Annotated in this window: 23 protein-coding genes and 3 pseudogenes; 4 read left to right on the forward strand and 22 right to left on the reverse strand. The window is 62.2% G+C overall.

Features of this window, described 5'->3' with window-relative positions; genetic code table 11:
- Positions 1–7: 7 nt before the first annotated feature.
- Positions 8–388, reverse strand: a complete 381-nt coding sequence (locus FGF80_RS08740; RefSeq protein WP_006183864.1) for a hypothetical protein — start codon at positions 386–388, stop codon at positions 8–10.
- A gap of 306 nt (positions 389–694) precedes the next feature.
- Between FGF80_RS08740 and FGF80_RS08745 the strand changes: the two genes are divergently transcribed.
- The 3 genes from FGF80_RS08745 to FGF80_RS08755 all read left to right on the forward strand — a co-directional run bounded on the left by FGF80_RS08745 (position 695) and on the right by FGF80_RS08755 (position 1,971).
- Positions 695–931, forward strand: a complete 237-nt coding sequence (locus FGF80_RS08745; RefSeq protein ID WP_006183863.1) for a hypothetical protein — start codon at positions 695–697, stop codon at positions 929–931.
- Positions 932–1,032: 101 nt separating this feature from the next.
- Entirely contained in the window at positions 1,033–1,518 is a 486-nt protein-coding gene (locus FGF80_RS08750) for a pyruvoyl-dependent arginine decarboxylase (protein ID WP_138653425.1), read from the forward strand.
- 54 nt (positions 1,519–1,572) lie between these two features.
- Positions 1,573–1,971, forward strand: a complete 399-nt coding sequence (locus tag FGF80_RS08755; RefSeq protein WP_006183861.1) for a DUF5811 family protein — start codon at positions 1,573–1,575, stop codon at positions 1,969–1,971.
- Positions 1,972–2,027: 56 nt separating this feature from the next.
- Here the strand turns inward: FGF80_RS08755 and FGF80_RS08760 are convergent, their stop codons facing one another.
- From FGF80_RS08760 to ahaH, 19 genes and pseudogenes are all read right to left on the reverse strand, one after another.
- Entirely contained in the window at positions 2,028–2,447 is a 420-nt protein-coding gene (locus tag FGF80_RS08760) for a DUF6276 family protein (protein WP_138653427.1), read from the reverse strand.
- 54 nt (positions 2,448–2,501) lie between these two features.
- Positions 2,502–3,230 carry a V-type ATP synthase subunit D gene (locus FGF80_RS08765; RefSeq protein ID WP_006183859.1) on the reverse strand — a complete coding sequence of 243 codons (729 nt, stop codon included), beginning with the start codon at positions 3,228–3,230 and terminating at the stop codon, positions 2,502–2,504.
- 968 nt (positions 3,231–4,198) lie between these two features.
- Complete coding sequence (locus FGF80_RS08770; RefSeq protein ID WP_138653429.1) at positions 4,199–5,101, reverse strand: hypothetical protein; 903 nt, start codon at positions 5,099–5,101, stop codon at positions 4,199–4,201.
- Positions 5,102–5,494: 393 nt separating this feature from the next.
- Positions 5,495–5,602, reverse strand: a pseudogene (locus FGF80_RS19900) (ATP synthase beta subunit C-terminal domain-containing protein); the annotation flags it as partial.
- A gap of 37 nt (positions 5,603–5,639) precedes the next feature.
- A complete protein-coding gene (locus FGF80_RS08775; RefSeq protein WP_138653431.1) occupies positions 5,640–6,659 on the reverse strand; it encodes an ABC transporter ATP-binding protein in 1,020 nt (339 codons plus the stop codon).
- A 79-nt stretch (positions 6,660–6,738) separates the two neighbouring features.
- Positions 6,739–7,701, reverse strand: coding sequence for an ABC transporter permease (locus tag FGF80_RS08780; RefSeq protein ID WP_138653433.1), 963 nt, complete (start codon positions 7,699–7,701; stop codon positions 6,739–6,741).
- 1 nt (position 7,702) lies between these two features.
- Positions 7,703–8,626, reverse strand: coding sequence for an ABC transporter permease (locus FGF80_RS08785; protein ID WP_006183854.1), 924 nt, complete (start codon positions 8,624–8,626; stop codon positions 7,703–7,705).
- 6 nt (positions 8,627–8,632) lie between these two features.
- Entirely contained in the window at positions 8,633–9,778 is a 1,146-nt protein-coding gene (locus FGF80_RS08790) for an extracellular solute-binding protein (RefSeq protein WP_138653435.1), read from the reverse strand.
- A gap of 120 nt (positions 9,779–9,898) precedes the next feature.
- A pseudogene (locus FGF80_RS19405) lies at positions 9,899–10,261 on the reverse strand (AMP-binding enzyme); the annotation flags it as partial.
- A 326-nt stretch (positions 10,262–10,587) separates the two neighbouring features.
- Complete coding sequence (locus FGF80_RS08800; protein ID WP_238705266.1) at positions 10,588–11,319, reverse strand: cupredoxin domain-containing protein; 732 nt, start codon at positions 11,317–11,319, stop codon at positions 10,588–10,590.
- 199 nt (positions 11,320–11,518) lie between these two features.
- Positions 11,519–11,874, reverse strand: a pseudogene (locus tag FGF80_RS08805) (IS1595 family transposase); the annotation flags it as partial.
- Positions 11,875–11,949: 75 nt separating this feature from the next.
- On the reverse strand, positions 11,950–13,368 hold the full coding sequence (locus tag FGF80_RS08810) for an ATP synthase subunit B (RefSeq protein ID WP_006183849.1): 1,419 nt from the start codon (positions 13,366–13,368) through the stop codon (positions 11,950–11,952).
- Positions 13,369–13,370: 2 nt separating this feature from the next.
- Complete coding sequence (locus tag FGF80_RS08815; RefSeq protein ID WP_006183848.1) at positions 13,371–15,134, reverse strand: ATP synthase subunit A; 1,764 nt, start codon at positions 15,132–15,134, stop codon at positions 13,371–13,373.
- Between the two features lie 3 nt (positions 15,135–15,137).
- On the reverse strand, positions 15,138–15,470 hold the full coding sequence (locus tag FGF80_RS08820) for a V-type ATP synthase subunit F (protein WP_006183847.1): 333 nt from the start codon (positions 15,468–15,470) through the stop codon (positions 15,138–15,140).
- The gene (locus FGF80_RS08825) at positions 15,467–16,519 is read right to left on the reverse strand and encodes a V-type ATP synthase subunit C (protein ID WP_006183846.1); all 1,053 of its coding nucleotides are present in this window, start codon (positions 16,517–16,519) and stop codon (positions 15,467–15,469) included. The genes FGF80_RS08820 and FGF80_RS08825 overlap by 4 nt, the downstream gene beginning before the upstream one ends.
- Positions 16,516–17,097, reverse strand: coding sequence for a V-type ATP synthase subunit E (locus FGF80_RS08830; protein ID WP_006183845.1), 582 nt, complete (start codon positions 17,095–17,097; stop codon positions 16,516–16,518). Before FGF80_RS08830 ends, FGF80_RS08825 begins: the two co-directional genes overlap by 4 nt.
- A gap of 24 nt (positions 17,098–17,121) precedes the next feature.
- The gene (locus tag FGF80_RS08835; RefSeq protein WP_006183844.1) at positions 17,122–17,397 is read right to left on the reverse strand and encodes a hypothetical protein; all 276 of its coding nucleotides are present in this window, start codon (positions 17,395–17,397) and stop codon (positions 17,122–17,124) included.
- 227 nt (positions 17,398–17,624) lie between these two features.
- Positions 17,625–19,856, reverse strand: coding sequence for a V-type ATP synthase subunit I (locus FGF80_RS08840; protein WP_138655507.1), 2,232 nt, complete (start codon positions 19,854–19,856; stop codon positions 17,625–17,627).
- Positions 19,857–19,896: 40 nt separating this feature from the next.
- On the reverse strand, positions 19,897–20,229 hold the full coding sequence (gene ahaH / locus FGF80_RS08845) for an ATP synthase archaeal subunit H (RefSeq protein WP_006183842.1): 333 nt from the start codon (positions 20,227–20,229) through the stop codon (positions 19,897–19,899).
- A gap of 158 nt (positions 20,230–20,387) precedes the next feature.
- Here ahaH and FGF80_RS08850 point away from each other — a divergent pair, with 158 nt between their 5' ends.
- Positions 20,388–21,011, forward strand: a complete 624-nt coding sequence (locus FGF80_RS08850) for a methyltransferase domain-containing protein (protein ID WP_006183841.1) — start codon at positions 20,388–20,390, stop codon at positions 21,009–21,011.
- A gap of 15 nt (positions 21,012–21,026) precedes the next feature.
- Here the strand turns inward: FGF80_RS08850 and FGF80_RS08855 are convergent, their stop codons facing one another.
- Together FGF80_RS08855 and FGF80_RS08860 are read right to left on the reverse strand one after the other, a co-directional pair.
- Positions 21,027–21,536, reverse strand: coding sequence for a type IV pilin (locus FGF80_RS08855; protein ID WP_006183840.1), 510 nt, complete (start codon positions 21,534–21,536; stop codon positions 21,027–21,029).
- 103 nt (positions 21,537–21,639) lie between these two features.
- The gene (locus FGF80_RS08860; RefSeq protein WP_138653437.1) at positions 21,640–22,863 is read right to left on the reverse strand and encodes a DUF7096 domain-containing protein; all 1,224 of its coding nucleotides are present in this window, start codon (positions 22,861–22,863) and stop codon (positions 21,640–21,642) included.
- Between the last annotated feature and the right edge of the window lie 151 nt (positions 22,864–23,014).

A 23,014-nucleotide genomic window follows, 5' to 3' on the forward strand; every position in this document is an offset into this window, starting at 1 on the left:
CAGTACGTTACGTGTCTCTGTCCCAACTATCGATTCCCTGTCGTTCGGGACTCGGATTCGGTTTTCCCTTCCGGTACTCGTAGACTTTGCACCGCTGCTCCGCGGTGAGTTCTCCCCACGTCGCGCCCGTCTCCCATCGACTCCAACCGAACAATGTCGCTATCTCGTCCAACCGGTCTTGGACACGACCGAGGAGGTAGGTGGCTCGCTCAATGTCGCTTTTGTCCGGCGTTTTACCACGTTCTAAATCATCGATAATCGATGTCGTGGAGTCCACGAGACGGGCCGTATCACTGGTCGTCGATTCGGCTGGCGGGCGAAGCCGTTCGATCAATCTGTCTCGAGCGAGCGTTTCGGCCATTCCCGTATCGAGGCTGTCATCGCCCATCAGCACACACCCCGGATTCGATCGATCGCCAATCGTCGGTCGTGGATCGCCAATACGTGTACCATCCCGGAGTTTTCAAGTCCGGTGCGGGGTAACGTTGTCATGGGTTCTTCACTGACGGTGGGAACCCGGCCCGCGTGCCATTACACGCGGGCGTTTCTATGATGGATTCGCCCAACAGGCCGGGCTTCCACATCCAATGCATTGTAATGCATTGGTGAAAAGAGTTTCCGTTCCGAGTATCATCCGTGAATAGATGTGCGAAGTCAAAATCGACTTGTGTAGACAGAGACAATAGACGGCGCGATGCCGAGGGAACGAAACGAGGAAAGTGGGAAATATACCGAGCGATATCCGCCGGACACGTTCGTTACGGCGCTCGAGGAACTCTCGGGAGCGGCGACCACACAGGAAGTGGCCGACGAGGTCGGCTGTGCATACCGAACCGCGTTCGCTAAACTCTCCGAACTCGAAGACGCCGGCGAGATCACGTCACGGACGGTCGGCAATGCGTATCTCTGGCATCCCGTCTCCGCCGAGTGATCCGGTCGAAACGGTGGCAACGGAGCGGAACCGCACGAACTCGATCCGGACGGACAGTTCCGAATCGCAAGCCCTTACGCCGCCGACCCCGGAGACCAGATATGAGCACGATTCGAGTCGTCTGGGGCTCCGCGTCGGCACCCACGGCGATGGCCTCCTACGACGCGGCCCTCGCCGAGGCCGGCGTCGAGAACTACAATCTCGTTTCCGTTTCCTCCGTCATCCCGGCCGGCGTCGACGTCGAAGCCGTCGGCACCGCACCGGATCTCGGCCCCGCGGGCGAGCGCCTGACCGTCGTCGAGGCTCGAGCCACCGCTGCCGGCCCCGGCCGCGTGAGTGCGGCGCTCGCGTGGGCCCAGTCCGTCGATGACGGCCCGGGACTGTTCTACGAGACTGCGGGTGAGACGGACCGCGACGACGTCGAGCGCCGGGTCCGCGAGGGACTGGCCGCGGGGCAGGAGCTTCGCGACTGGGCGTTCGTCGATCCGCGAGTGGCCGTCGAGAGCCGGCAGGCCGAGTCGGGTGACCACACGACGGCGGTCGTCCTCGCGGTCTACGGCAAGAGCGAACCGATCCTCGCGGATTGACCCAAAGCGAACCCTTTTGAACCGGCGACCCATTGATACGGGCACACACTTCTCATGAACGGAAATACGCCGTACGCAGGGCTACCGGGCGAGACTGGTGCTGGGCAGCGTGCAGCGGCGGACGTTCCTGACCTCTCGAGCGCGCAAAAGCGGCTGCTCCACCGCGACGTCTCGCGGATCGCGGCCCGCACGCGCGAGTTCCTCCCGAACGAATACGTCGTCGACGCCGACGTCTCGAACGGCATGACCGGACCGGAGGTCACCGTCGCCGTCCGACCGCCGGTCGGGCACGCCGTCTCCGCCGGCTTCACGCCCGATCTCGAGGAAGCGGTGGCCGCCGAGGAAGTCATTACCGCCGCCGAACGCGACGAAGTCGCCCGCGGGCTCGCGGCGAGTGCGGCCCTGCAGGTGAAACAGGCGATCAGTAACAACGTGCGGCCGACCGGGAAGTAGGCGACCGCTTCGCGCCATCGAACCCGTCGACCCGCTTTTCCACGTGTCGGTTCGCGTCAGTAGAGCAACTGCTCGAGTTGGTGGCGACGCCGCTCGAGGTCGAACGCCGGTTCGACCGACGGATCGTCGCTGAGGCGCTCGAGTAACAACAGCGGGTCCCCGCCGGCACTTTCGACTTCCCTGAGCAGCAGTTCGATAGCGGTTCGGTTCGTCGCCAGCGACGGGCAGAGACCGAGTGCCAGCGCGAACGGCACCGCACGATCGGGCCGAGTCGGGAACGCGTCGCTGACGCGTTCGAAATCGGGGGTAGCGGGTGCTTCCTCGTCGGTTCCGGCTCCGTCGCGGTCCGCTTGCGGAGCCGGCTCGAGGGACAGACAGCGGGTACAGAACGAGATGACGGCTGCCGGCGCGTCCGTGCGGTACTCCGCCGGCACGGAACACAGGGTCGTCGGGGCACCGCACTCGGAACAGGTCATCGGGAGTGACTGTGCAGGTGGCTGGCTGGTCGTTCGACGATGGGACGGTCCGCCTTACTGGTTGGCCGCGGGCGACTGCGCGGCGGTCTCCGGCTGTGCGTCCTCGAGTGCCGCCTCCTCCTCGGCTGCCCGCTCGGCCTCTCGTTCCGCCTTCTCCTCGGCTTCCTTCTTTTCCTTGATCTTCTTCAGGCGGAACGTCTCCTCGCGTTCCTGTTCCTCGAGTTTCTGCTCGATGTACTCCTGGTTCTCGTAGAGTTCGGGTAGGAGCTTGAACTCGAGGGCGTTGACGCGGCGCTTCGTGGTCTCGATCTCCCGGAGCATCTTCTTCATCGCCGTCTCGACCTCGGCGGCGAGGATGATGCTCTCGAGGAGGTCCTCGTAGGCCTCGGCGGCCTCGTCGATGCGGGCGGAGGTGCCCATGATCCCGTAGCCGCGCTGCTCGAGGCTCTTGGAGACCCGCGAGGATTCGATCTGCGGGACGACGACGCCCATGATGTTCTTGGACTCGGTGGTGATCTCGGGGTGTTCCTGCAGCGCCGATGCGGCACCGCGGACGGCGACGTCACCCTCCATCGCGCGGGCCATGTTGATCTTCTTCTGGGCGTCCTCGTAGTCCTGCGCGAGGTCACCGCGGACGTCCTGGGCCTTGTCCAGAATGTCCATGAACTCCATGATCAGCCCGTCGCGTTTCTTCTCGAGCGTGCCGTGACCCCGCTCGGAGAGCTCGATGCGATCCTCGATCGCCATCAAGTTCTTGCGGGTGGGCTTGACGTCGTTGGCCATCTTGTGGGGGGATAGCGGGCCCAGTCGGATAACTGTTTACAGTTTTGGCTGTCGTTCGCCCCGCTACTACGCAGTTGTGGTCCCATCCGGGAACCTAACGTGACGAGATCGCCTCACTTCACCGAGTGCCCGTGAATTCAAACTAGTCTCACTCGAGAAACAGGTCGGTCAGGTTGTTCGTCTTCCCACTCTTGTAGAGTTCAGCGTAGCCGCAGTTGGTTCAAGACGACCCGAAAACAGAGGCTCTGGATGTCGAATAATCTCGGAAAAACGGTTCCAGTTGACGAAATGTTGTCGACGTGGTTTCTGTGTGTCCGCACTTGGGACACCTCTGTTTATTACCGTGTCATTTTGAACATGTTAAACACACACATATTACATAGGCCCGAAACGAAGAAGTTACTGATGGCTGAAGGTGCTGTCATCATCTTGTGACTGTTCGTCAGACTTGCCTTCACCTTCGGACTATACGCACTGATCGACACAGAGACATAATCTCTGACCGTTGTCAATCGCGCCACGACTGAACAAGAAGTGTCGGTTCAGGATGGACACTCGGAGACGAACTTGCAGATCGACGCGGTCGATCGGTGTCCCCTACCGCAGTTTTCTCTCAATAGCGTATACGATATTGCCGACTACTAGCCCTGCGAGACCGTATCGAAACGACGAAAAGTAGGTTCCTGCTAGATACACTAACAGTCCACACCCGATACCGACGAAGAGGATATCGAAGCCTATCCAAATCGATGACCGGTCAGTAATCCCGAATCGGGCGAACTCACTTGATCCCGAAATTTTATTATACACTGATAATATGATTGCCCAACTGGCTCCAAGTATAAACGCGCCTGCAGTATCTGACACAAACATCAGTTCCATGTATTAAAACAATTTAATTGTTCTAAACGAAAAACCTTCCTTTGTATTTCTTATCCCTCTACTTCTATTCACTATCCTAAACTTTGTTATCGGAATAGTTCAGTGTGAACACCTGTGAATTGCTCCTCTGGTCCATTGTCACGCAGGTCTTCGGGGTCGGGATCATACTCGCTTGACCCACCGAAGGCAAGTTTCGATACGCTGATTGTACCGCCGGTTTCTCTGTCCCAAAATCCAACTGTTCCGTCCCCGCCAGAGAAGATATCGTCTAATACATCTCCGAATATAAATCCACAGATAGTTCCGGGGATTCCATCGATAAGGTTCGAGTCGGAAATCGTATCTAATATCTTTTTGATTGTCTTGCTTTTCGATCCAACTAATGTAAAGAGAGCGCTACAAACGACTGAATAGCCGAGATTATGGCCCAAATCATCGAGATCGTAATCGCCCAATTCCATCGCGATATGATAGTATTTGTGGTCATCGTAGGCGATCGTACCACAGCTTCCTAAGTGTTGTTCGGCTACATCTACTTGCTTGAAGATCACACTGCTTGATGCAACATCAACGCCTCTTGTGGCCTCAGCGATATCCACTGGATCAACGGCTCCCGATTCAGCATCCGCAGATTGTGCAGTTGCAATCTCGACACCAGTCATGGAACGAGTCTTCTCCCTCAGATTTTCATCTTTTGATGAAGCCGTTATATCCTGTTTGGCCATTGTAGATTCAATCTCGGCAAACACAGCTTCGCCCTTCTTTAGATTAAGCCGTAACAGCATATCCGTCTCTGCTGTCTGAATTCGGCGATAAATGTATTTTTCTGTTTTGACATAATCTTCGGCATCGAAATTCTCCCCAAGCTCGGACTCTTTCGACTCTTCATCCTGCGCTGTCGCAGATCCGGTAAGACTGATTCCACCGAATCCAATGACCGCTGAACTCTTGAGCACGTTGCGTCGATTTATATCATCTTTTCCGGGCATAGGCAGTATCCAATTGCTATTGCTATAACTTATTAGCTTTCATTTGGGATTGGAAATCTGTTCATCATATTTATAAAAATATAGTTTTTACATCTTCATTATTCATTGAATATATATTTGGGACATATTAATTATTAATAATATATTTGGAACTGTGGCGGGTCGTATCCTTGAGTCGGACCGCAGGCTCGTTCAGTCGTCAACTATCACTCCCGCAACTTCTGACCCCTCTTTGCGATAGTGTTCGGCGATCAGGATCTCATCAATGCAGTTGAGTTCCTCCTTCGGCAGTATCGAGAAGAGATTCCAGCAAATCTCTAAGATTTCGTTGACTGAGCGGTTCGTATTGAAGCCCTAACCGACAAACTCACTTACGAAACGGTCGACGAAATCCTACTTATTACTATTCTCGGAAAGAGCCTCATGCCCGACGATGTTCACAAGTCTGTGCAGATTCTCACTATCCGCGTACGTGGCGTATATCTGGACGGAAATGTCCTGATATTCCTCACCCGACCACCGCTACGCGTCGCGGCACTTACTCCGACTCGAGGACGTGGACCCGATCTTCGTCGATCGAGAGCGACACGGCGTCGCCGGCGCGGTATCCGTCGAGGCCGTCGGCGCGTAGCGTGACGGTCGTTTCATCCGGGAGCGTCGCCGAGAGGTGGGTCCGCTCGCCGAGGTAGGTCACGTCCGCCACGTCGGCCCGAATCGGCCCCGAGCCGATTTCGAACGCCTCGGGACGGACCGCGACCCTGACCTCGCCGTCCGTTCGGGCCGCGACGGGGAGTTCCGCGAACCCGAGATCGACGTGGCCGTTCTCGGCGACGCCCTCGAGCAGGGTCGAACTCCCGACGAAGTTCGCGACGAAGGGGTTGGCAGGCCGGCGGTAGATCTCCGCGGGCGGGCCCACCTGCTCGAGCGTGCCGTCAGCCAGGACCGCGATCCGATCGCACATCGCCATCGCCTCCTCCTGGTCGTGGGTGACGTAGAGGGCGGTCACCTCGAGGTCGGCCAGCAGGCCGCCGATCTCGTCGCGCAGCCGGGTCTTGAGTTCGGCGTCTAACCCCGTCATCGGCTCGTCGAGCAGGAGGACGTGAGGTTCGATCGCGAGCGCTCGCGCGAGGCCGACCCGCTGTTGCTGGCCGCCGGACAGCGTCGTCGGCCGCCGGTCGGCCAACTCGGCGATGTCGAGCATGGCGAGCAGTTCGTCGGCCCGCTTCCGGCGCTCGGCCTTCGGGACTCCGTGCATCTTCGGCCCGAACGCGACGTTTTCGCGGACGGTCATGGTGTCGAACAGGGCGTAGGACTGAAAGACCAACCCGACGTTCCGCTCTTCGGGTGGGACGTGTGTCACGTCGACCCCGTCGAACAGCACCCGGCCCTGCGTCGGCGTCTCGAAGCCGGCGATGGTCCGCAACGTCGTCGTCTTTCCACAGCCCGAGGGGCCAACGACCCCGAGGATCTCGCCGTCCCGGATCGTCAGATCGATCCCGTCGACGGCCACCTCGTCGCCGTAGGCCTTCGTCAGCGACTCGAGGGAGACGTCGCTCACGGGCGCTCACCCCCCTCGAGTGCGAGCCGGTCGATCGGTGTGCGAGCGATTCGACGCCGTCTCTCCGTCGGAGCGTGTCTCATTGGTGTGCGGTCGAGAACCCTCGTTTGCCGAGCAGTTGCAGGACAACGATCGCGGCCACGACGATCAGGAAGTAGACGGACACCGCCGCCGCCGACTGCAGGTACGAGGCATTGGTCGCGATGTTGCGATAGAGAAACATCGCGAACGGATCGGGGCTGCCGCTGGCGACCTTGTGCGTGAAGTTGAACTCCGCGGCCGCGAGCGTCCAGGTGATGATCGCGCCGGCGACGATTCCGCGTCTCGCCTGGGGGACGATAACGGTGAGGACGGCTCGGGGCCACGAGGCCCCAAGCGATCGGGCGCTCTCCTCGAGGCGGACCAGATCCATCGACTGGAACGAACTCTGCACGGTCAACACCATGTAGGGCGATTTGAGCAGACAGTAGCCGGCGAGCAGTCCTAGTGACGATCGCCCGTGTTCGGGGTAGGTCTGGATGAAGGCGATCCCGAGGATCAGTCCCGGTACGAGCGGCAATATCGCGAACGTGTTGATCCAGTTCCGAGCGTAGAAGTCGTATCGCGCGAGCGCGTACGCGATCGGAACGCCGACCAAGACGTTCAGGATCATCCCGCCGGTCGCGATCAGGAGGCTGTAGGTCAGCCCAGGGATCGCGTTCTGTCGGACGCCGTACTCGCCGAACCCGAGGACCTGCCGCCAGTGATCGAGTGTGACGAATCCCGTGGGCAGGACGCCGCTGCCGCTCTCCGCGAACGAGGAGACGAACGCGACGAGTACCGGCACCGTCAGGAATGCGGTCACGATGGCGACGATGCCGGTGACGATCGGACGACCGAACAGCGTCGAGAGGGCCCTGCCGGCCCACGACCAGCGGCGGTTCCGGGCTGCCGTTACCGAGCCACCGTCGGAACCAGTCGTCGACGCGGCGACGGCCACGGTGTCCGCGTTCTCGACCGCGGTCGAGCCGTCGTCCGCTCGCGGTGACGTGTCCCCGGTCATCTCAGACCTCCACCGCGTCGTCGTCGACGAACCGCAGCCCGACGAACGTGAACGCGACGATGAAGACCACGTAGACGAGTCCGATCGCGGCCGCCACGTCCGGGGCGTACGAGCCGACGCTGATCTCGTTGTGTATTTGCAGCGTGACCACCTGATGACTCTGCAGGATGAGTACCGTCCCGAAGATCGCGAGGCCGGAGCGGAAGGTGAGGATCGCGGCGGCGGCGATGCCCGGCCTGATCTCGGGGAGCGTCACGTGATAGAACGTCTCCCAGCGGCTGGCACCGAGCGCGCGGGCCGCCTCCTCGGCCTGTGTGTTGACCGCCGCGTAGGTCCCCCGAAGCACCATCGTCGCCCGCGGCAACAGCGAGTAGACGTAGCCCAGAAAGAGGCCGGTGATCGCCGTCGCGCTCGCGAGATCGAGTGCGCTCGCACCGGTCACGGTCGCGATCGCGTTGGTGACCACTCCCTGGTTGCCGAGCAAGACCGTGATGAGGTAGGCGACGACGATCCCCGGCAGCGCGATGGGAAACGACACCGCCGCGACGACGACCCGCTCCGCCGGCAAGTCGTACTTCTCGAGGGCGTGTGCGACGGCGACCCCGAGCGCGACGCTGACTGCCGTCGCCAGCCCGACGAACCACAGCGTGTTCCAGGCGACCCGCCGGTACGCCGGGGTCGTCGCGAGCGTCTCCCAGGCCCCGAACGACCAGCCCACCATCCAGATCGTGTCCTCCGCGAAGCTGATCCGGACGAGCATCGCCAGCGGGACGAACCCCGCTACGATCGCCAGCGCGAAGAAGGGGAGACAGAGGACCGCGATCCGCCGGCGCTCGCGCTCGCGTTCGGTCGTCGGACGGGCAGTCGTCGACGCGAGCGTCGCGATTCGACGGACCGACGCCGTCGCCGATTTCCGGACCGACATCCGCGATCACTGGGCTCCCTGCAGCGGGGTTCGGTCGACGAGTTCCTCCTGGATGTCGGTCTGCTTCTCGACGAGGGTCTCCTGGTCGACGGTAAAGCCCGCCGCCTCGTAGGACGACTGGTCGGGGAACTCGTCGGGCTGGTCGAGTTCGTCCGCCCGGATCGGGCGGACGTAGGCGTCGAAAAACAGCTCCTGACAGTCCTCGGTCAGGACGTAGTCCATGAACAACTTCGCCGCCTCGGGGTTGGGCGCGTTCCGCAGGAGGGCGTAGCCGTAGGGGACGCTCATCGCGCCCGGTTCACCGTCGGGCCCCTCGAGGATCGTGACCTCGATCTGGTCCTCGTCGAACTCGTCGTTGTTGTACTTGAGGTTCAGCCCGGTGTAGTCGTACTCGACGACGGTCGAGATCTCGCCGCTGGTCATCGGCCCCTCGACGTTGCGCCGGAAGTCCGCCCCATGGTCGGCGATTTCCTCGTGGTACTCGATGACCGGATCGAGGTCGTCCAGATCGCCGCCGTAGGCCCGATTGACCGACAGCGCGGACGCCTGTCCGTTGGCGGTATGCGGCGGTGTGAAGGCGAGATCCTTCGCGATGTCGGGGTGTTTCAGGTCCTCCCACGTCTCGGGCGCGTCGAGCCCGCGTTCCTCGTAGACGTCCGCCCGGTAGGTCACCGCGGTCGTCATCTGCCGGGTCGCGGTCACGTGTCCGTTGTCGGTCTTCAGATCGTCGGGGACGACATCCCAGTTGGCCGGCTTGTAGTCGGTCGTCAGGTTATCGTTCATCGCCTGCAAGCCGAACGAGTAGCCGCCGTTGTACGCCGAATGGGTCGGGTTCCGTGCGTTTGCGCGCATGTCCTCGAGCGCCTCGCCGGACGATCCCTGCGCGTCGTACAGCGAGATCCCGTACTCGTCTTCGAACGCCTCCATGACGGCCCCCCAGTTCGACCACCCGGTCTGGACACAATAGATCTGCAACTCCGTGGGAAACGCGGCGGTGTCGACATCCGTTTCGTAGTCATCGTGCCCAACAGTGTACGTCTGGCCGCCGCCCTCGCCGGTAAAATCGCTCAGACAGCCCGCCAGCGAGGTGATCCCGGCGGCGGCCCCACTCGAAAGCACTGCGCGTCGTGTCGTCCCTGTCGGCTCGGACATACCCGAGCATCCGCCAAAACGTACTAATCCGTTGCTATGTTGGGAATGCTGACCTATATAGGTGGCCGTAGCGACACGAAGCAGTTGGGTTCGGTCCCTACCCTCCGCCGGCCGCGAGCGTCAGCCCTGTCCGACCATCCGCTCTTCGTCGTCGCACTCCTCCTGGCGAAGTTCGTATTTTTGGACCTTGCCAGTCGCGGTCGCCGGCAACTCGTCGACGTACTCGATTCGGCGGACAGCCTTGTAGCCCGCGAGTTGCTCGCGGGTGAACGCAGTCAGTTCCTTGGCCGACACTGGCGGACCGGTCGGACCGCCGTTCGACGGCACGACGAAGGCCTTCGGCGTCTCGCCCCACTCGTCGCTCGGTGCCGGGATCACCGCCGCGTCCGCGACCCCCTCGTGATCGAACAGCGTGTCCTCGAGTTCGATGCTCGAGATGTTCTCGCCACCGAAGATACCGATGATATCCTGTTTGCGGTCCCGTCTTGGTCACCCCGTAGACGTGTTTGAGGTACCAGCCGAACTCGTCCTCGACGGTCCGGATGGTCGCAGTGGTGGTTCCGTCGTATAAGTACCGAGCGGAGAAGCGGGGGGAACTTACGGAGCCGTCGCCCGCCCGCACGATGTTCGCAGCGTTGAGCACCGAGTGGCTCCGGAGCACCACGAACCCGATCCGACCTTCGCGGAGAGTTCGAGCAGCACGAACGCCCGGTCTCCCAGTTTTGGGAAGAATACCGAGTCCTTCGGCCCCGACGAACCACATGACCGAGTACGCGACCCACGACACGAGCAGCATATCGTGTCCTGACTCACTGGGTCACGGTCACCGTTCCAATCGACCTAGTCTCACCTTCCTTTGAGGAACCGTCGACGGCGATTCTGCCCGCCAGTTCGTGCTCACCCGGTTCCTCGAAGGTGTAACTGAACTCGTACTCCGGGCCGCTGGCATGTTGACAGTCTACCCCACTGTCGACTCTCCCGTCGCGAGTTTCTACCGCTTCGCCGTCAACCAGGAGTGTGGCAGTGAATGCCGTCCCAGCACCGAACGTTGCAATACTGAATATTACCGTGACGTCCTCGCCGACCGACACTGTCTTAGGCTCGAACTCGGGCCGCCAAACATTGACAGTTGGCGCATCCAGATAGTGAGACACGGTGAGTTGCTCCGACGCAAGGATATCGCTCTCCGGGCCACGAATCCGTACACGTTTGTCGCCGGGACTGGGAATCGTCCGTACTTGTCCTGGACCCTCGCCGAAACCGATCGACCACCGACCGTGATTGGTCTCGAAGGGAACTTCCTCGATGGTCTCGTCCTCGTCGACCATTTCGAGGATTAGTTCTTCGTTGCAGTCCCCTGCTTGTCCCTCTACACTCCCGGACCTGAGTGGACCGGCACCACACCCGTAGTCCACGGAAACGGACGCTCGGGTAATCTCGACAGCATCGCAAACTCGAGATTGTGACGAGTTCGAGAGACAGCCAGCAGAAAGCAGGAGAGCCGAGCCTGTAAATGTCGTGAGTAAATCACGCCTTTCCATCAAAAAACTAATCTCTGTAAGAATATATAAACCTTCTGTATAGACGGAGCAAGAGCGGCAACGTATCACGGCAAGCGAAGTAGATCGTGGTTTCACTCGACGCGACGATGGGAGCAGTGAGGTATTTTACCTGATTTTTGCGACCGAGGAAATCCAACGGCGTAAACCGAGGTCGCTTGCGCGTAGCACACTGTTGAGTTCAGAGCGTCGCTCGAATGGCGTGTTTGAGCGCATCTTTTCCGCTTTTCTGTATAGTTCCCGCCGTCGCTGAAACACTCCGAGAGACTGTGTGAGTTTGTCCTTCGAGATGCCTCGATGCGGCGAGACCCACCGTCGCGTCAGCGACGCGTGGCTCTCGCAGGTATTGACGTGAACCTCGCCGTCGGCGTCGTCACCGTCGCCATGGACAACGTATTCACGGTCGAATGCGTCGTCTTCCTTGGGCGGTTCGGACGCCCGAAAGCCGTCGGTCGAGACGATCAGCGACTCGTCCGTTGTTTTCGCCGGAAGCAGGCACCGCTTTCCAGTTCTGCGATCAGCGAGAATGAACACGGGGTAGTTTGTCACCGTTGTACGACACCAGTATCAACGATCTCCGATGGAAGATCGATCCCAGTAAACCTGGGCCGATCAGTCAGCCTGCACGGCTTCGGCAGTTTCCGACTCGTCTTCGCGGTAGTGCTCTTCGATGAGTTCCTCGTCGATCCGGTTGAGTTCCGTCTTCGGCAGATCCGAGAGCAGGTCCCAGCCGAGCTCGAGCGTGTCGTCGATCGAGCGGTTGGTGTCGTACCCCTGCTGGACGAACTCCGCCTCGAACCGGTCGGCGAAGTCGAGGAACTTGTTGTCCCGCTCGGAGAGCGCCTCGCGACCGACGATGTTCACGAGATCGCGCAGGTCCTCACCCTCCGCGTAGGCGGCGTACATCTGGTCGGAGACGTCGCCGTGGTCCTCGCGGGTCAGGCCCTCGCCGATCCCGTCGTCCATCAGCCGCGAGAGGCTGGGCAGGACGTTGACCGGCGGCTCGATCCCCTGACTGTTGAGGTCCCGATCCATCATGATCTGGCCCTCGGTGATGTAGCCGGTCAGGTCCGGAATCGGGTGCGTGTCGTCGTCGCCGGGCATCGTCAGGATCGGAATCTGCGTGACCGACCCTTCCTTGCCCTCGATACGACCGGCGCGCTCGTAGAGTTGCGCCAGGTCGGTGTACATGTAACCGGGGTAGCCACGGCGTCCCGGGACCTCCTCACGTGCGGCACCGATTTCGCGCAGCGCCTCACAGTAGTTGGTCATGTCCGTCAGGATGACCAGCACGTGGTAGTCCTTCTCGAAGGCCAGGTACTCGGCCGTGGTGAGCGCGAGACGTGGCGTGACCTGTCGCTCGACCGCCGGGTCGTCCGCGAGGTTCATGAAGACGACCGATCGCTCGAGTGCACCGGTGCGCTCGAAGTCGTCCATGAACTCGTTTGCCTCTTCGGCGGTGATCCCCATCGCGCCGAAGATGACGGCGAACTCCGACCCATCGTCGTCGCCTTCCTCTTCCTCCGGAACGGTCGCCTGCCGGGCGATCTGGAGTGCGAGTTCGTTGTGGGGCAGCCCCGAGCCGGAGAAGATCGGCAGCTTCTGGCCCCGGACCAGCGTGTTCATGCCGTCGATGGCGGAGACCCCGGTCTGGATGAACTCCTCGGGGTACTCCCGGGAGTAGGGGTTGATCGCCTCGCCGACGATGTTGTGTCGTTCTTCGGGGACGATCTCCGGACCGCCGTCGATCGGGTTCCCGGACCCGTCGAGCACCCGCCCGAGCAGATCCTCGGTGACGGGCATTTTCATCGTCTCGCCCAGGAAGCGAACGGAGGCGTTGCGGTCGATCCCGCCCGTGCCTTCGAACACCTGAATCGAGACGATCCCTTCGCTCGATTCCAGGACCTGGCCGCGGAGCGTTCGCCCGTCCTCGGTCTCGATTTCGACGATTTCGTCGTAACCGACCGGCTCGTCGACCTCGGCGAACACCAGCGGACCGCTGATTTCCGTGATAGTCTGGTACTCTTTCATCGTTAGTACAGTGCTCGTAGTTGTTCTTTGAGGTCGTTCTCGATCTCGTCGATGAACTCGTCCCACTCTTCGGCCGTGCCCATCCGGTTGAGCTGTGGCGCAGCGTCGACGTCCGTGATCTCTTCGGGTGGCACACCGGCCTCGAGTGCGTCGAAGGCCTCGTCGTTGAACGTCTTGATCGCGCCGAGCATCCGGTAGGTCTTCTCGGGTTCGCAGTAGGTGTCGACGTCGTGGAGCGCGTTCTGCTGGAGCCAGGCCTCACGCAGGTACCGTGCGACCTCGAGCGTGAGCTGCTGGTCCTCCGGCAGCGCGTCCTTCCCGACGAGCTGAACGATCTCTTGGAGTTCGTCCTCTTCGTCTAACACGTCGACCGCCCACTGGCGGGTCTCCGCCCAATCGCCGGCGACGTTGCTCTCCCACCACGGGTCGAGCTGGTCCTTGTACAGCGAGTAGGACTCGTTCCAGTTGATCGAGGGGAAGTGCCGACGCTCCGCGAGGTCGGCGTCCAGCGCCCAGAACGTCTTGACGATACGCAGCGTGTTCTGGGTGACCGGCTCGGAGAAGTCACCGCCCGGCGGCGAGACCGCCCCGACGACCGAAATCGAGCCTTCGCCGCCGTTGATCAGTTGGAACTTGCCGGCGCGCTCGTAGAACTCCGAGAGCGCGGCCGCCAGATACGCGGGGTAGCCCTCTTCGCCGGGCATCTCCTCGAGTCGACTCGAGATCTCCCGCATGGCCTCGGCCCACCGCGAGGTGGAGTCGGCCATCAGCGCGACGTCGTACCCCATGTCGCGGTAGTACTCTGCGATCGTGATGCCCGTGTAAATACAGGACTCGCGGGCCGCGACGGGCATGTTCGACGTGTTGGCGATGAGGCAGGTCCGGGCCATCAGCGGGTTCCCGGTCTGCGGGTCCGGCAGTTCCGGGAAGTCCTCGATGACCTCGGTCATCTCGTTGCCACGCTCGCCACAGCCGATGTAGACGACGATGTCCGCGTCGGACCACTTGGCGAGTTGCTGCTGGGTGACGGTCTTCCCGGAGCCAAAGGGTCCGGGAATCGCCGCCGTCCCGCCCTTCGCGAGCGGGAACAGGCCGTCCTGGACGCGCTGGCCCGTCACCAGCGGCTCGGTCGGCGTCTCCTTGTCACCGGCGGGACGGGCCTCGCGGACCGGCCACTCCTGGTGCATCTGGATCTCCTCGCCGCTCGAGAGTTCGGCGACCGTCTCCTCGACGGTAAACTCGCCGCTCTCGATCGACGTGACTTCACCGCCCTCGTAGTCCGGCGGCACCATGACCTTGTGGTCGATGGTGACGGTCTCTTCGACGACACCGACGGCGTCGCCGGGTTCGACCGCGTCGCCTTCCTCGACGGTGGGTTCGAACTCCCACTGCTTCTCGAGGTCGATACCGGGGGCGTCGACCCCGCGGTCGAGGAACGCCGTCCCCATCTTGTCCTCGAGGACGTCGAGCGGGCGCTGGACGCCGTCGTAGATGGAGTCCATCATGCCCGGCCCGAGGTCGACACTCAGGGGCTCGCCCGTGTTCTGGACGGGTTCGCCCGGGCCGACGCCGGAGGTTTCCTCGTAGACCTGAATCGTGGTCAGGTTCCCTTCGATCTCGATGACCTCGCCCATCAGTCCTTCGTCGCCGACGTAGACGACGTCGTTCATCCGGGCGTCGAGGTCCGTGGCGGTCACGACGGGACCACTCACGCTTTCGATTACACCGTCTTCGTCGACGGATTCGATGTCTTCTGCCTGGCTCATAGTTTAGCTCTCTTCGTCCTCGTCCATCAGGTCGATACCGATCGCGCGTTTGATCTGGTCGCGCAGTCCGCCGCCACCGGTGCCGCTCCCGATCGTGACGACGACCGGCTCGACGCTCGTTTCGACCTCCTGGCGGACCGACCGCGACAGGTACTCGAGGTCGTCGTCGTGCATGACGACGATGCCGACGCCCTCGTCCTCGAGGGCCGCCGTCGCCGCCGCATCCAGCCGCTCGTCTTTCTCGTCGTCCGGGACGTTCTCGAACCGTCGCACTCCCGCGAGGCGGAAGCCAGTGGTGAACTCCGGACTGCCGACGACTGCGATTTCCTGGCTCATAGGATCACCAGCTCTTCTTCGATCTCGTTTTCGTCGAGTCCGACCTCGCGACCCCGCGCGATCGCGCGGATGTTCTCGACCTCGCGCTCTTTGGCGAGGACGAACGACAGAACGGGCGAGATCGAGGTCGGGTACACGCTCGAGAGCGTGTCGGCGTACTCGAGCAACGCAGCGTCTAGTGCGTGCTCGAACTGGATAAGGCTGTCAGCATCGCGCAGCCGATCCAGTGCTTCCGAGAGGCGGTCGCCGTAGCGTTTGTTCTCGGCGATGTGGTCGACGAGCGCGTCGTAATCGCCGACCAAGCGGTTCAGGTCCGACTCGTCGAACAACACGCCGCCGTCGATGTAGTAGGCGGCGGGGTCGAGATCGGCCCCGCTCCGTGCGAGGCGCAACGCGTTCCGTGCGTTCAGGAAGTCGATCTCGGCCTCGAGGAACTCGACGTACTTCGCTTCCGGCCCCTCCCGGGGTCGGCCGAGGTCCTCGAGCAGGTTCTCGTAGAACGCGCGATCGAGCGCGTTCTCGAGGGGCACGAGCGCGCCGCTCTCTTCGAACTCCTCGTAGGCGTCTTCGAGTTGCTCGGCGAAGATCGTCCCGTCGAGAATCTCGATGACGTCCTCGATCGAATCGACTTCGACCAGCCGGTCGATCGTCCCGTCGTCGAGTTCGCCGGCCCGAATGAGATCCGTACTGATCTCCTCGGGGTCGGAATCCGTATAGATTCCGCGGACGATCGTCTTCAGGTTCCAGACGTCGAACTTCCGGAGGTACCGAACGATGCGGTCGTAGAGTTGCCCTTCGGACCACTCGAGGAGGTCGTCGAAGTGCTTCGCGAGGTTGCGGTTCAGTGCGTACTCGATCAGGTCGACGCCGGAAAACCGCGTTCCGAGCGCGTTGATCTCCTGTTCGTACTCCGTTTCCTCCATGAACCGCGCGATCTCGCTCGGCCCCATCCGGATCAGCTTGCGGTAGTCCTCGTCGGACAACATCGCCGCTCGACGCGAGCGAACGCGAGCGTTCACGTACTCCGGATTCGAGGCTCCCGTACTCATTGCTCGAAGAGTCGGTTACTGATCTCCTGAAGGTTGTCTTCCCAGACGTCCTCGAGCACCGAATCGAAGGTGTTGTTGACGCGGACGCGAGAGGCCTCGCTCTCGACGACGACGCCGCCGAGACAGTCGTAGTCACCGGCGTATTCGTAGCCGTCGTAGTCGGCGAGGATCGATTCGAGCAACTCCGCGTCATCGGACCGGCCGTAGACAGCGACGTCGTTGCCCTCGTCGAACTCGACCGTCGCCGCCTCGAGCAGGTCGCGGGTAATCCCCTCGCGGATCTCGCCCTCGAGGGCGGCGAGTTCGTCCTCGACCGCCTCGCGGACTTCCGTCAGGACGTCGCGGCGTGCCTCCAGGCGCTGCTGTTTCGCCTCCAGTTTCGCACTGGAGAGTCGCTGTTCGCGCAACTGCTCGATCTCGCGGTCGACGTCGGCTTCGGCGTCGGCGACGATCTCGTCTGCATCCTCCTGGGCGGCCGACTCGATCTCTTCGGCGCGCGTTTCGCCCTCAGCGCGGATGTCCTCCGCACGCGCGTGAGCCTCTTCTCGAATGTCCTCAACGACTGTATCCAAACTCATTGTAAGAAAGTTCGATGGGACGCTTTAGACGAAGAGCGCGACCAGTGCGAAGATCACGAGCGTCTCGGGCAGGACCGTCAGCAGAATGCCGATACCCGGCGAGATGGAGTCCTCGGCGAGCGCGCCGACGACCGATGCACCGATCGCTCGCTCCGCATACCCCGCACCGATAGCCGCCAGACCGATGCCCAGCGCCGCTGCCGCACCCTGCTCGATCGCCGGACCGCCGTTCCCGGCCGGAGCGGCGGTCTCCTGCAGTGCAACCGCGTTCTCTGCGAGACTGTTCAGCACGAGCGCCATTTCGGGGAGAGTTTCGATTGTCATGTTTGAGTTTCCTCGTGGTTTTGCAACCGGACAGATGGTACTACTCCCCAGCGTGTTCTTAAAACTTCCCAAACCAAACAGCCGATTTCCCCGTTATAACCCTCGATACTTGCTATCCAGGGGTATTATCCTTTCGATACAGGTGAGAAAATACGAGTCGAACTAGCACGAGATTTGGTCGCCGAGACGATAGCCGACGGGGGTTAGTTCTCGTCGTCGGATCGAATCCCGCCGAACGGTTCGAACTTCCGGCCACCGCCCTCGTAGAACCGGTTGAAGAACTCGACGTACTCGAGACGGATTCCCTGAAGCCCGGCACTCGTGATCCCCAGCAGGAGGACCACAACGTGGCCGAGGACGAGGACGATCACGCCGATGACGGCCATCAGGGTACCCCCGTGGAGCAGGCCGCCGAACATGACCTCGGTCACCTCGTGACCGTGGTAGGTTCCCTGCTCGAGCATGTGCTGGGGCGCGTGACTTGTACCGAAGTGCCACTCCGCGCCGTGCTCGGTCTCGACGACGTACACCCCGAAGAACAGCATGTTAACGACGAACGCCATGCCTGCCTTCGCGAGGATGACTGCGGCGATCCGCAGATACGAGAGCACGTCACCGAGGACGTTGAAGCTCTCGAGTGCGCCGATGATGATGCCGAGCCCGCCGTAGTGTTTGACTTCACCGTAGATCATCGTCACCAGCCCAATCACCGCAACCGGGAGGCCGATGAAGAGACCGGTCTCGGCCGAGAAGCCCGTAAAGCCGAGTTCGAACGCCGCCTCGGGTCCGCTACCGAGCGAGGTGTAGAGGAACGGCGGCTTCGGGCCATTGAACTCCGGCGCCGGTCCGACGCCGTGACGGCTGAAGATCCAGACCCAGACGCCGATCATGAGCAGCGCCCACGAGCCGTTCTCGAGGAATGCGTCGCCGACGCCGTGGTCGAGATCGTTGACGAACCCGAAGGCGTAGCCGAGCGTGAGGTGGGCGAGTCCGATCAGGACGCTCGCCACGAGCCACGTCTGGCCGTAGTTCGCGTACACGGGCTGGAGTCCCTTGTGCAACGGCGGGCTGCCGCCGAAGAGGACTTCTCCCAGGAAGTGCATCCCGAAGAATTCGCCATAGAGGACGCCGAACAGCATCGTGAACCCGCCGGCCCACATGCCGATCGCACCCAGGCTTCGGATGATGTCCTCGTCGAATCGACTGTACAGGAAGAAGCCGGCGACCGTGTACAACATCCCGTAGCCGAGGTCACCCAGCATGAAGCCGTAGAACGCCGGGAACGTCAACAGCAAGACGACGGTCGGGTCGAGTTCGCTGTACTTCGGTCGGTCGATCAGCCGAAGCAGGAACTCGAACGGTTTCACGGGACCGGTGTTGTCCTGAATGACCGGCGGTTCGTCAACCATCGTCACGATGTCGCCGCTGGCCGCGGTCGTTCCGCCGTCGGCGATCGCCTCCTGCGTCGCGACGTCCCGTTCTTCCTCCTCGGTCGTCTCCTCGGCACCGCCGGAGCCGCCGTGGTCGACGTCTTCCGTCCGCGTCGGATATCCCTCGTCGTTGTAGTCAGCGCGGACGAGTTCTTCGACCTCGACACTGTCGCCGACCGCATCGTTCAGTGTCGCGACGAGCCGGTCGTACTCCTCGGTCGGGAGCCAGCCCTCCGCGACGAACGCGTGGTCGGTCGTCGCGAACTGCAGCGGCGCTTCCGCCTGCTGAACCTCGATCGTCAGCTCCTCTTCGACACGCAGGAGGAAGCTGGCTTCCTCCCGCTTGACCTCCTCGAGTTCCGCGTCGATGTCGTCGAGTTGGGACTCGAGGTCGCGCTTTCGACTCTCGAGGTCCGCGACGTAGTCGTCGGGACTCTGGTCGGTATCGGGCACCTCGTAGCGGGTGAACTCGACGCCGACCAGGGCGTCGTCGATCGGACTTTCGTCGGCGCTCTCGGCGGGCGCGGCGACGATCGCCACGACGTTCCCGCCGGTAAACGTCTCGAAGGCCCGAATGTCAGCCGAGGCGCTGACGGCCGCCTCGACGTCCTCGAGCGAGCCCTCGCCGACGAGGACGTCGACCGACTCGTAACCCGACAGCAGATCGATATCGATGCCGAGCTCCGCGAACGGAGCCACGCGATCGATCCGATCGTCGACCTGCCGCAGTTCGTCGTTGATCTCCGTGCGCCGGTCGTCGAGTTCGTTGATCCGCGTGCGGATCTCCTCGAGTCGCGCCTCCCAGCCCTCCTCGAGGGTCCCCGGCTCGGCCTCGTCGGCCGAGAGATCGAGGGTGCTCTGGAGGGCGCGGACGGTGATCAGCTTCTCGGAGGCGTCGTCGGCACCCGCCATCGGGTCGCCGTTGTCGAACGCCTCCCAGGAGCCGTCGTAATCCGACAGATGCACCAGGCGCAGCTCGTGAACCGTCTCGATGACCGTGGGCATAACGCCCCTGGAGCCGGTCACCGAGACCTTACTCATTCGCTCAGGTCTGAGCATGAACGTCCTCCTGGAACAGTTCGACGACGTAGTCGGTGACGTCGTCGGCCCGTTTCCGGGCGCGCTCGGCGAGCTCCTCACGCTCCTGTTCGCCTTCTTCGAGGACCTGCTCGCAGTCCGCATCGATCTCCTCGCGAGCTTCCTCCAGGCGGCGCTCCCGCAACTCCTGGGCCTCCTGTTCCGCTTCCGTGCGAATCTCCTCGGCACGTTCCCGGGCCTCGGCTATTCGCTCGTCGCGGTCGTTCTCTGCCAATGCGACGATCTCGTCGGCCTCCTCTTCCGCCGACTTAATTCGTTCGAGAACCTCTGGCCTCGGCATACTCTAAGCAGTCGGACGTTTGCCAGAGCGCGTATATGGTAGTTGCGAAAGTGCCTCAGCGCGATTCGCCCTCGGTCGGTCGGTAATTCGTCCTTACTCAGCCGTTCGTCCCGCCGAGAACAGCAGACATATGCCGATCGGATCGAAACGCTTCAGTAATGGGACTTCTCGAGAACAAGGCCCGTGCTCGACTGTTCTACAAGTACCTCTCACGGGTCTACGACCAGGTGAACCCCTTCATCTGGACCGAAGCAATGCGTACCGAGGCCCTCTCCTTGCTCGAGATCGAGGACGACATGACGGTCCTCGATGTCGGCTCCGGGACCGGGTTCGCGACCGAGGGGTTACTCGAGCACGTCGACGAGGTGTACGCCCTCGATCAGAGCGAGCATCAGCTCGAACAGGCCTACGAGAAGTTCGGTAAACGCGCCCCGCCAGTCCATTTCCACCGCGGCGACGCCGAACGACTCCCGTTCGCGACGGACACGTTCGACGTCGTCTGGTCGTCGGGGTCGATCGAGTACTGGCCCAACCCGATCCTCGCGCTCCGTGAGTTCCGCCGCGTTCTCAAACCCGGCGGCCAGGTGCTCGTCGTCGGCCCGAACTATCCCGACAACGTCGTCAGCCAACTGCTCGCCGATTCGATCATGCTCTTCTACGACGAGTACGAGGCCGATCACATGTTCAAAACCGCCGGCTTCGAGGACGTGAAACACGCGTTCATGGGACCGTCCTACGATCCCGAGGTCGCGATCACGACGATCGGGCGCGCACCGGAATAAGCGACGAACCCCGTCTCAGGTTGCCGTCGTCTCGAGGGCGGCGATCCGCTGCCCGTCGACGGCGAGGGTCACGGAAACCGAGTCCCCCGTCCCGAGCGCCGGGGTGTTGGTATCCGCGACCGAGACCGCGGCCCGCTCTCCAGCCGTCCAGTCCGAATCAGCCCTCGAGTTGAACGGCCCGTCCGGAGTCCCGTCGAACCCGCTCGCGCCGACGAACGGAACCGGCGGCTGCGCGCTCAGTGCGCGCCCGTTTACCGCGATCGTCACCGACAGCGACTCGACGTCGATGCGCTCCCCGGCGACGTGTTCGATCGCGATCATCGAGCGCTCCCCGTCGACCGAGAGTTCGAAGCTCGCCGTCGGCTCGGGCGACTCGAGCGCCCAGGTGTTGACACCGACGGCGACGACGGCCCCGAGCGCAACGGTGAGTATGAGTAATAGAACGACTCCGACGACCGGACTGACGGCGCGTCCGCCCGCCGATACCGCTGGCCGCGTGCCGCGACGGTCCCGCGTTCGGTTCACGGTCCGCTCTGGTCGCTCGTTCCCGTAAAAATCTCAGGTCGCGGTGGGCGGGTGTCCGGCTCCGAATGGCTCTCGCCCCGTTCGTCCGCTCCCGGGAGCCCGATCAGGAAACAGCGTCGATCGTCGCGTTGACGCTCCCAGCGTCCGTTTCCACTGTGACCTCGCTTGGACCGAGTGGCCGCACGATCCAGTGGGTCCCGTCGTCGTCGGTCTCGCCGACTTCGATGCCATCGACGGAGACGGTTGCCCGTACGGGTTCACCGGTCTCCGCGTCGACCACCGTCACCTTCACTGGTCCGCCCGCAGCCGTCTCGGTCATCGTCAGCTTGAGCCCGCTGCTGATCCAGGTCCGGTCTTCGTCGGTCGGAAGCGACGAGACGGACAGCTCCTGTATTTCGCGGTAGACGTCACCCGTTCCGCTGTCGAAGTAGAACTCGAGGCGACCGTGGTCGTGTCCCACGTCCGCCCAGTAGTATCCGGGGCTGTTATCCTGGAAGGACGGGCCGAACTCGCTCGCCCACGGGTAGAGGTCGCCGATGTGATCGTACGCCTCGCCGCTTTCGAACTGGTCCGGTGCCGATTCGTCGCGGTTATCGAACCGGCTCGTTTCGACGACGTACTGATTGCCATCCATCATCGCGACGCTGTAGCCGGTCGATGAGGTCGAGACGACGACATCGTACTGAACGTTGTCGGTCGGCCGTTCGGACAGTCGTCCGAGCGTCGATCGGAGCGGCGTTCGGTGCGCATCGAGCGTCGTATGGGTCGCACGGGTTCGGCTCCCCGACAGCGAATAGCCCGGCACCTGATCCGCTCGGTTACCCAGTTCCTCGAGATCACGCGACAGCATCGCCGCCTCGTTGTGATTGCGTAACAGCGTCCGGAGGAGTTCCGCCGACGACCGCTCGCCGGCGGCGTGTGCCTTCGTTACGTTGCGTTCGCGTTGCTCGAGTTCGTTCGCTCGGTCCTTGAGTCGGTCGTAGGCCGCCTGAATCATCGCTTTTCGTTCCTCGCCCGTCGCATCGTCGAACTCGCTATCGACGATGGTATACTGGTCGTGGTCGACCCGGAGCTGGTCGTCCGCGCTCGCAAGCGCCGTTCCGAGGTCCGGTCCGTACTCGGTGTACTCGCTTCGGACCTCGCCGCTGAGCGGGAGTCTGTTGGTCGTATTGTTGACCGCCGTCGGCGTCTGGGAGGGCGACGTTTGCAGCTGCACCGTCTCTACGGCGCTGTTACCCCCGTCAGCAGGCCCGGCCGCAACGATCGTTATCGCGGGCACGGAGAGGACGAGAAGCAACGCGAGGAGGGCGGGGGTCGCGTTGGTCATCGCCACTCCGTACGGGCTCTTGATACAAAAACAGGTCGTCTCCAAACGGGCAGCCGGGACTGCTTTTAATCACCTGCTTACCGCCCGGGAAACCCGTTAGCGCCGTCGGTAACGTTTTATTTTCCGATGGAAAGTGTTTTTTCCCCCGGGA

The organism is Natrinema pallidum, from assembly GCF_005890195.1.
Taxonomy (GTDB): Archaea; Halobacteriota; Halobacteria; order Halobacteriales; family Natrialbaceae; genus Natrinema; species Natrinema pallidum.

Excerpts from the sequence above, each read along its gene's own strand:
- FGF80_RS08740 (WP_006183864.1), bottom strand. The coding sequence starts at position 388 with ATGGGCGATGACAGCCTCGATACGGGAATGGCCGAAACGCTCGCTCGA.
- FGF80_RS08745 (WP_006183863.1), top strand. The coding sequence starts at position 695 with ATGCCGAGGGAACGAAACGAGGAAAGTGGGAAATATACCGAGCGATAT.
- FGF80_RS08750 (WP_138653425.1), top strand. The coding sequence starts at position 1,033 with ATGAGCACGATTCGAGTCGTCTGGGGCTCCGCGTCGGCACCCACGGCG.
- FGF80_RS08755 (WP_006183861.1), top strand. The coding sequence starts at position 1,573 with ATGAACGGAAATACGCCGTACGCAGGGCTACCGGGCGAGACTGGTGCT.
- FGF80_RS08760 (WP_138653427.1), bottom strand. The coding sequence starts at position 2,447 with ATGACCTGTTCCGAGTGCGGTGCCCCGACGACCCTGTGTTCCGTGCCG.
- FGF80_RS08765 (WP_006183859.1), bottom strand. The coding sequence starts at position 3,230 with ATGGCCAACGACGTCAAGCCCACCCGCAAGAACTTGATGGCGATCGAG.
- FGF80_RS08770 (WP_138653429.1), bottom strand. The coding sequence starts at position 5,101 with ATGCCCGGAAAAGATGATATAAATCGACGCAACGTGCTCAAGAGTTCA.
- FGF80_RS08780 (WP_138653433.1), bottom strand. The coding sequence starts at position 7,701 with ATGACCGGGGACACGTCACCGCGAGCGGACGACGGCTCGACCGCGGTC.
- FGF80_RS08785 (WP_006183854.1), bottom strand. The coding sequence starts at position 8,626 with ATGTCGGTCCGGAAATCGGCGACGGCGTCGGTCCGTCGAATCGCGACG.
- FGF80_RS08790 (WP_138653435.1), bottom strand. The coding sequence starts at position 9,778 with ATGTCCGAGCCGACAGGGACGACACGACGCGCAGTGCTTTCGAGTGGG.
- FGF80_RS08800 (WP_238705266.1), bottom strand. The coding sequence starts at position 11,319 with ATGGAAAGGCGTGATTTACTCACGACATTTACAGGCTCGGCTCTCCTG.
- FGF80_RS08810 (WP_006183849.1), bottom strand. The coding sequence starts at position 13,368 with ATGAAAGAGTACCAGACTATCACGGAAATCAGCGGTCCGCTGGTGTTC.
- FGF80_RS08815 (WP_006183848.1), bottom strand. The coding sequence starts at position 15,134 with ATGAGCCAGGCAGAAGACATCGAATCCGTCGACGAAGACGGTGTAATC.
- FGF80_RS08820 (WP_006183847.1), bottom strand. The coding sequence starts at position 15,470 with ATGAGCCAGGAAATCGCAGTCGTCGGCAGTCCGGAGTTCACCACTGGC.
- FGF80_RS08825 (WP_006183846.1), bottom strand. The coding sequence starts at position 16,519 with ATGAGTACGGGAGCCTCGAATCCGGAGTACGTGAACGCTCGCGTTCGC.
- FGF80_RS08830 (WP_006183845.1), bottom strand. The coding sequence starts at position 17,097 with ATGAGTTTGGATACAGTCGTTGAGGACATTCGAGAAGAGGCTCACGCG.
- FGF80_RS08835 (WP_006183844.1), bottom strand. The coding sequence starts at position 17,397 with ATGGCGCTCGTGCTGAACAGTCTCGCAGAGAACGCGGTTGCACTGCAG.
- FGF80_RS08840 (WP_138655507.1), bottom strand. The coding sequence starts at position 19,856 with ATGCCCACGGTCATCGAGACGGTTCACGAGCTGCGCCTGGTGCATCTG.
- ahaH (WP_006183842.1), bottom strand. The coding sequence starts at position 20,229 with ATGCCGAGGCCAGAGGTTCTCGAACGAATTAAGTCGGCGGAAGAGGAG.
- FGF80_RS08850 (WP_006183841.1), top strand. The coding sequence starts at position 20,388 with ATGGGACTTCTCGAGAACAAGGCCCGTGCTCGACTGTTCTACAAGTAC.
- FGF80_RS08860 (WP_138653437.1), bottom strand. The coding sequence starts at position 22,863 with ATGACCAACGCGACCCCCGCCCTCCTCGCGTTGCTTCTCGTCCTCTCC.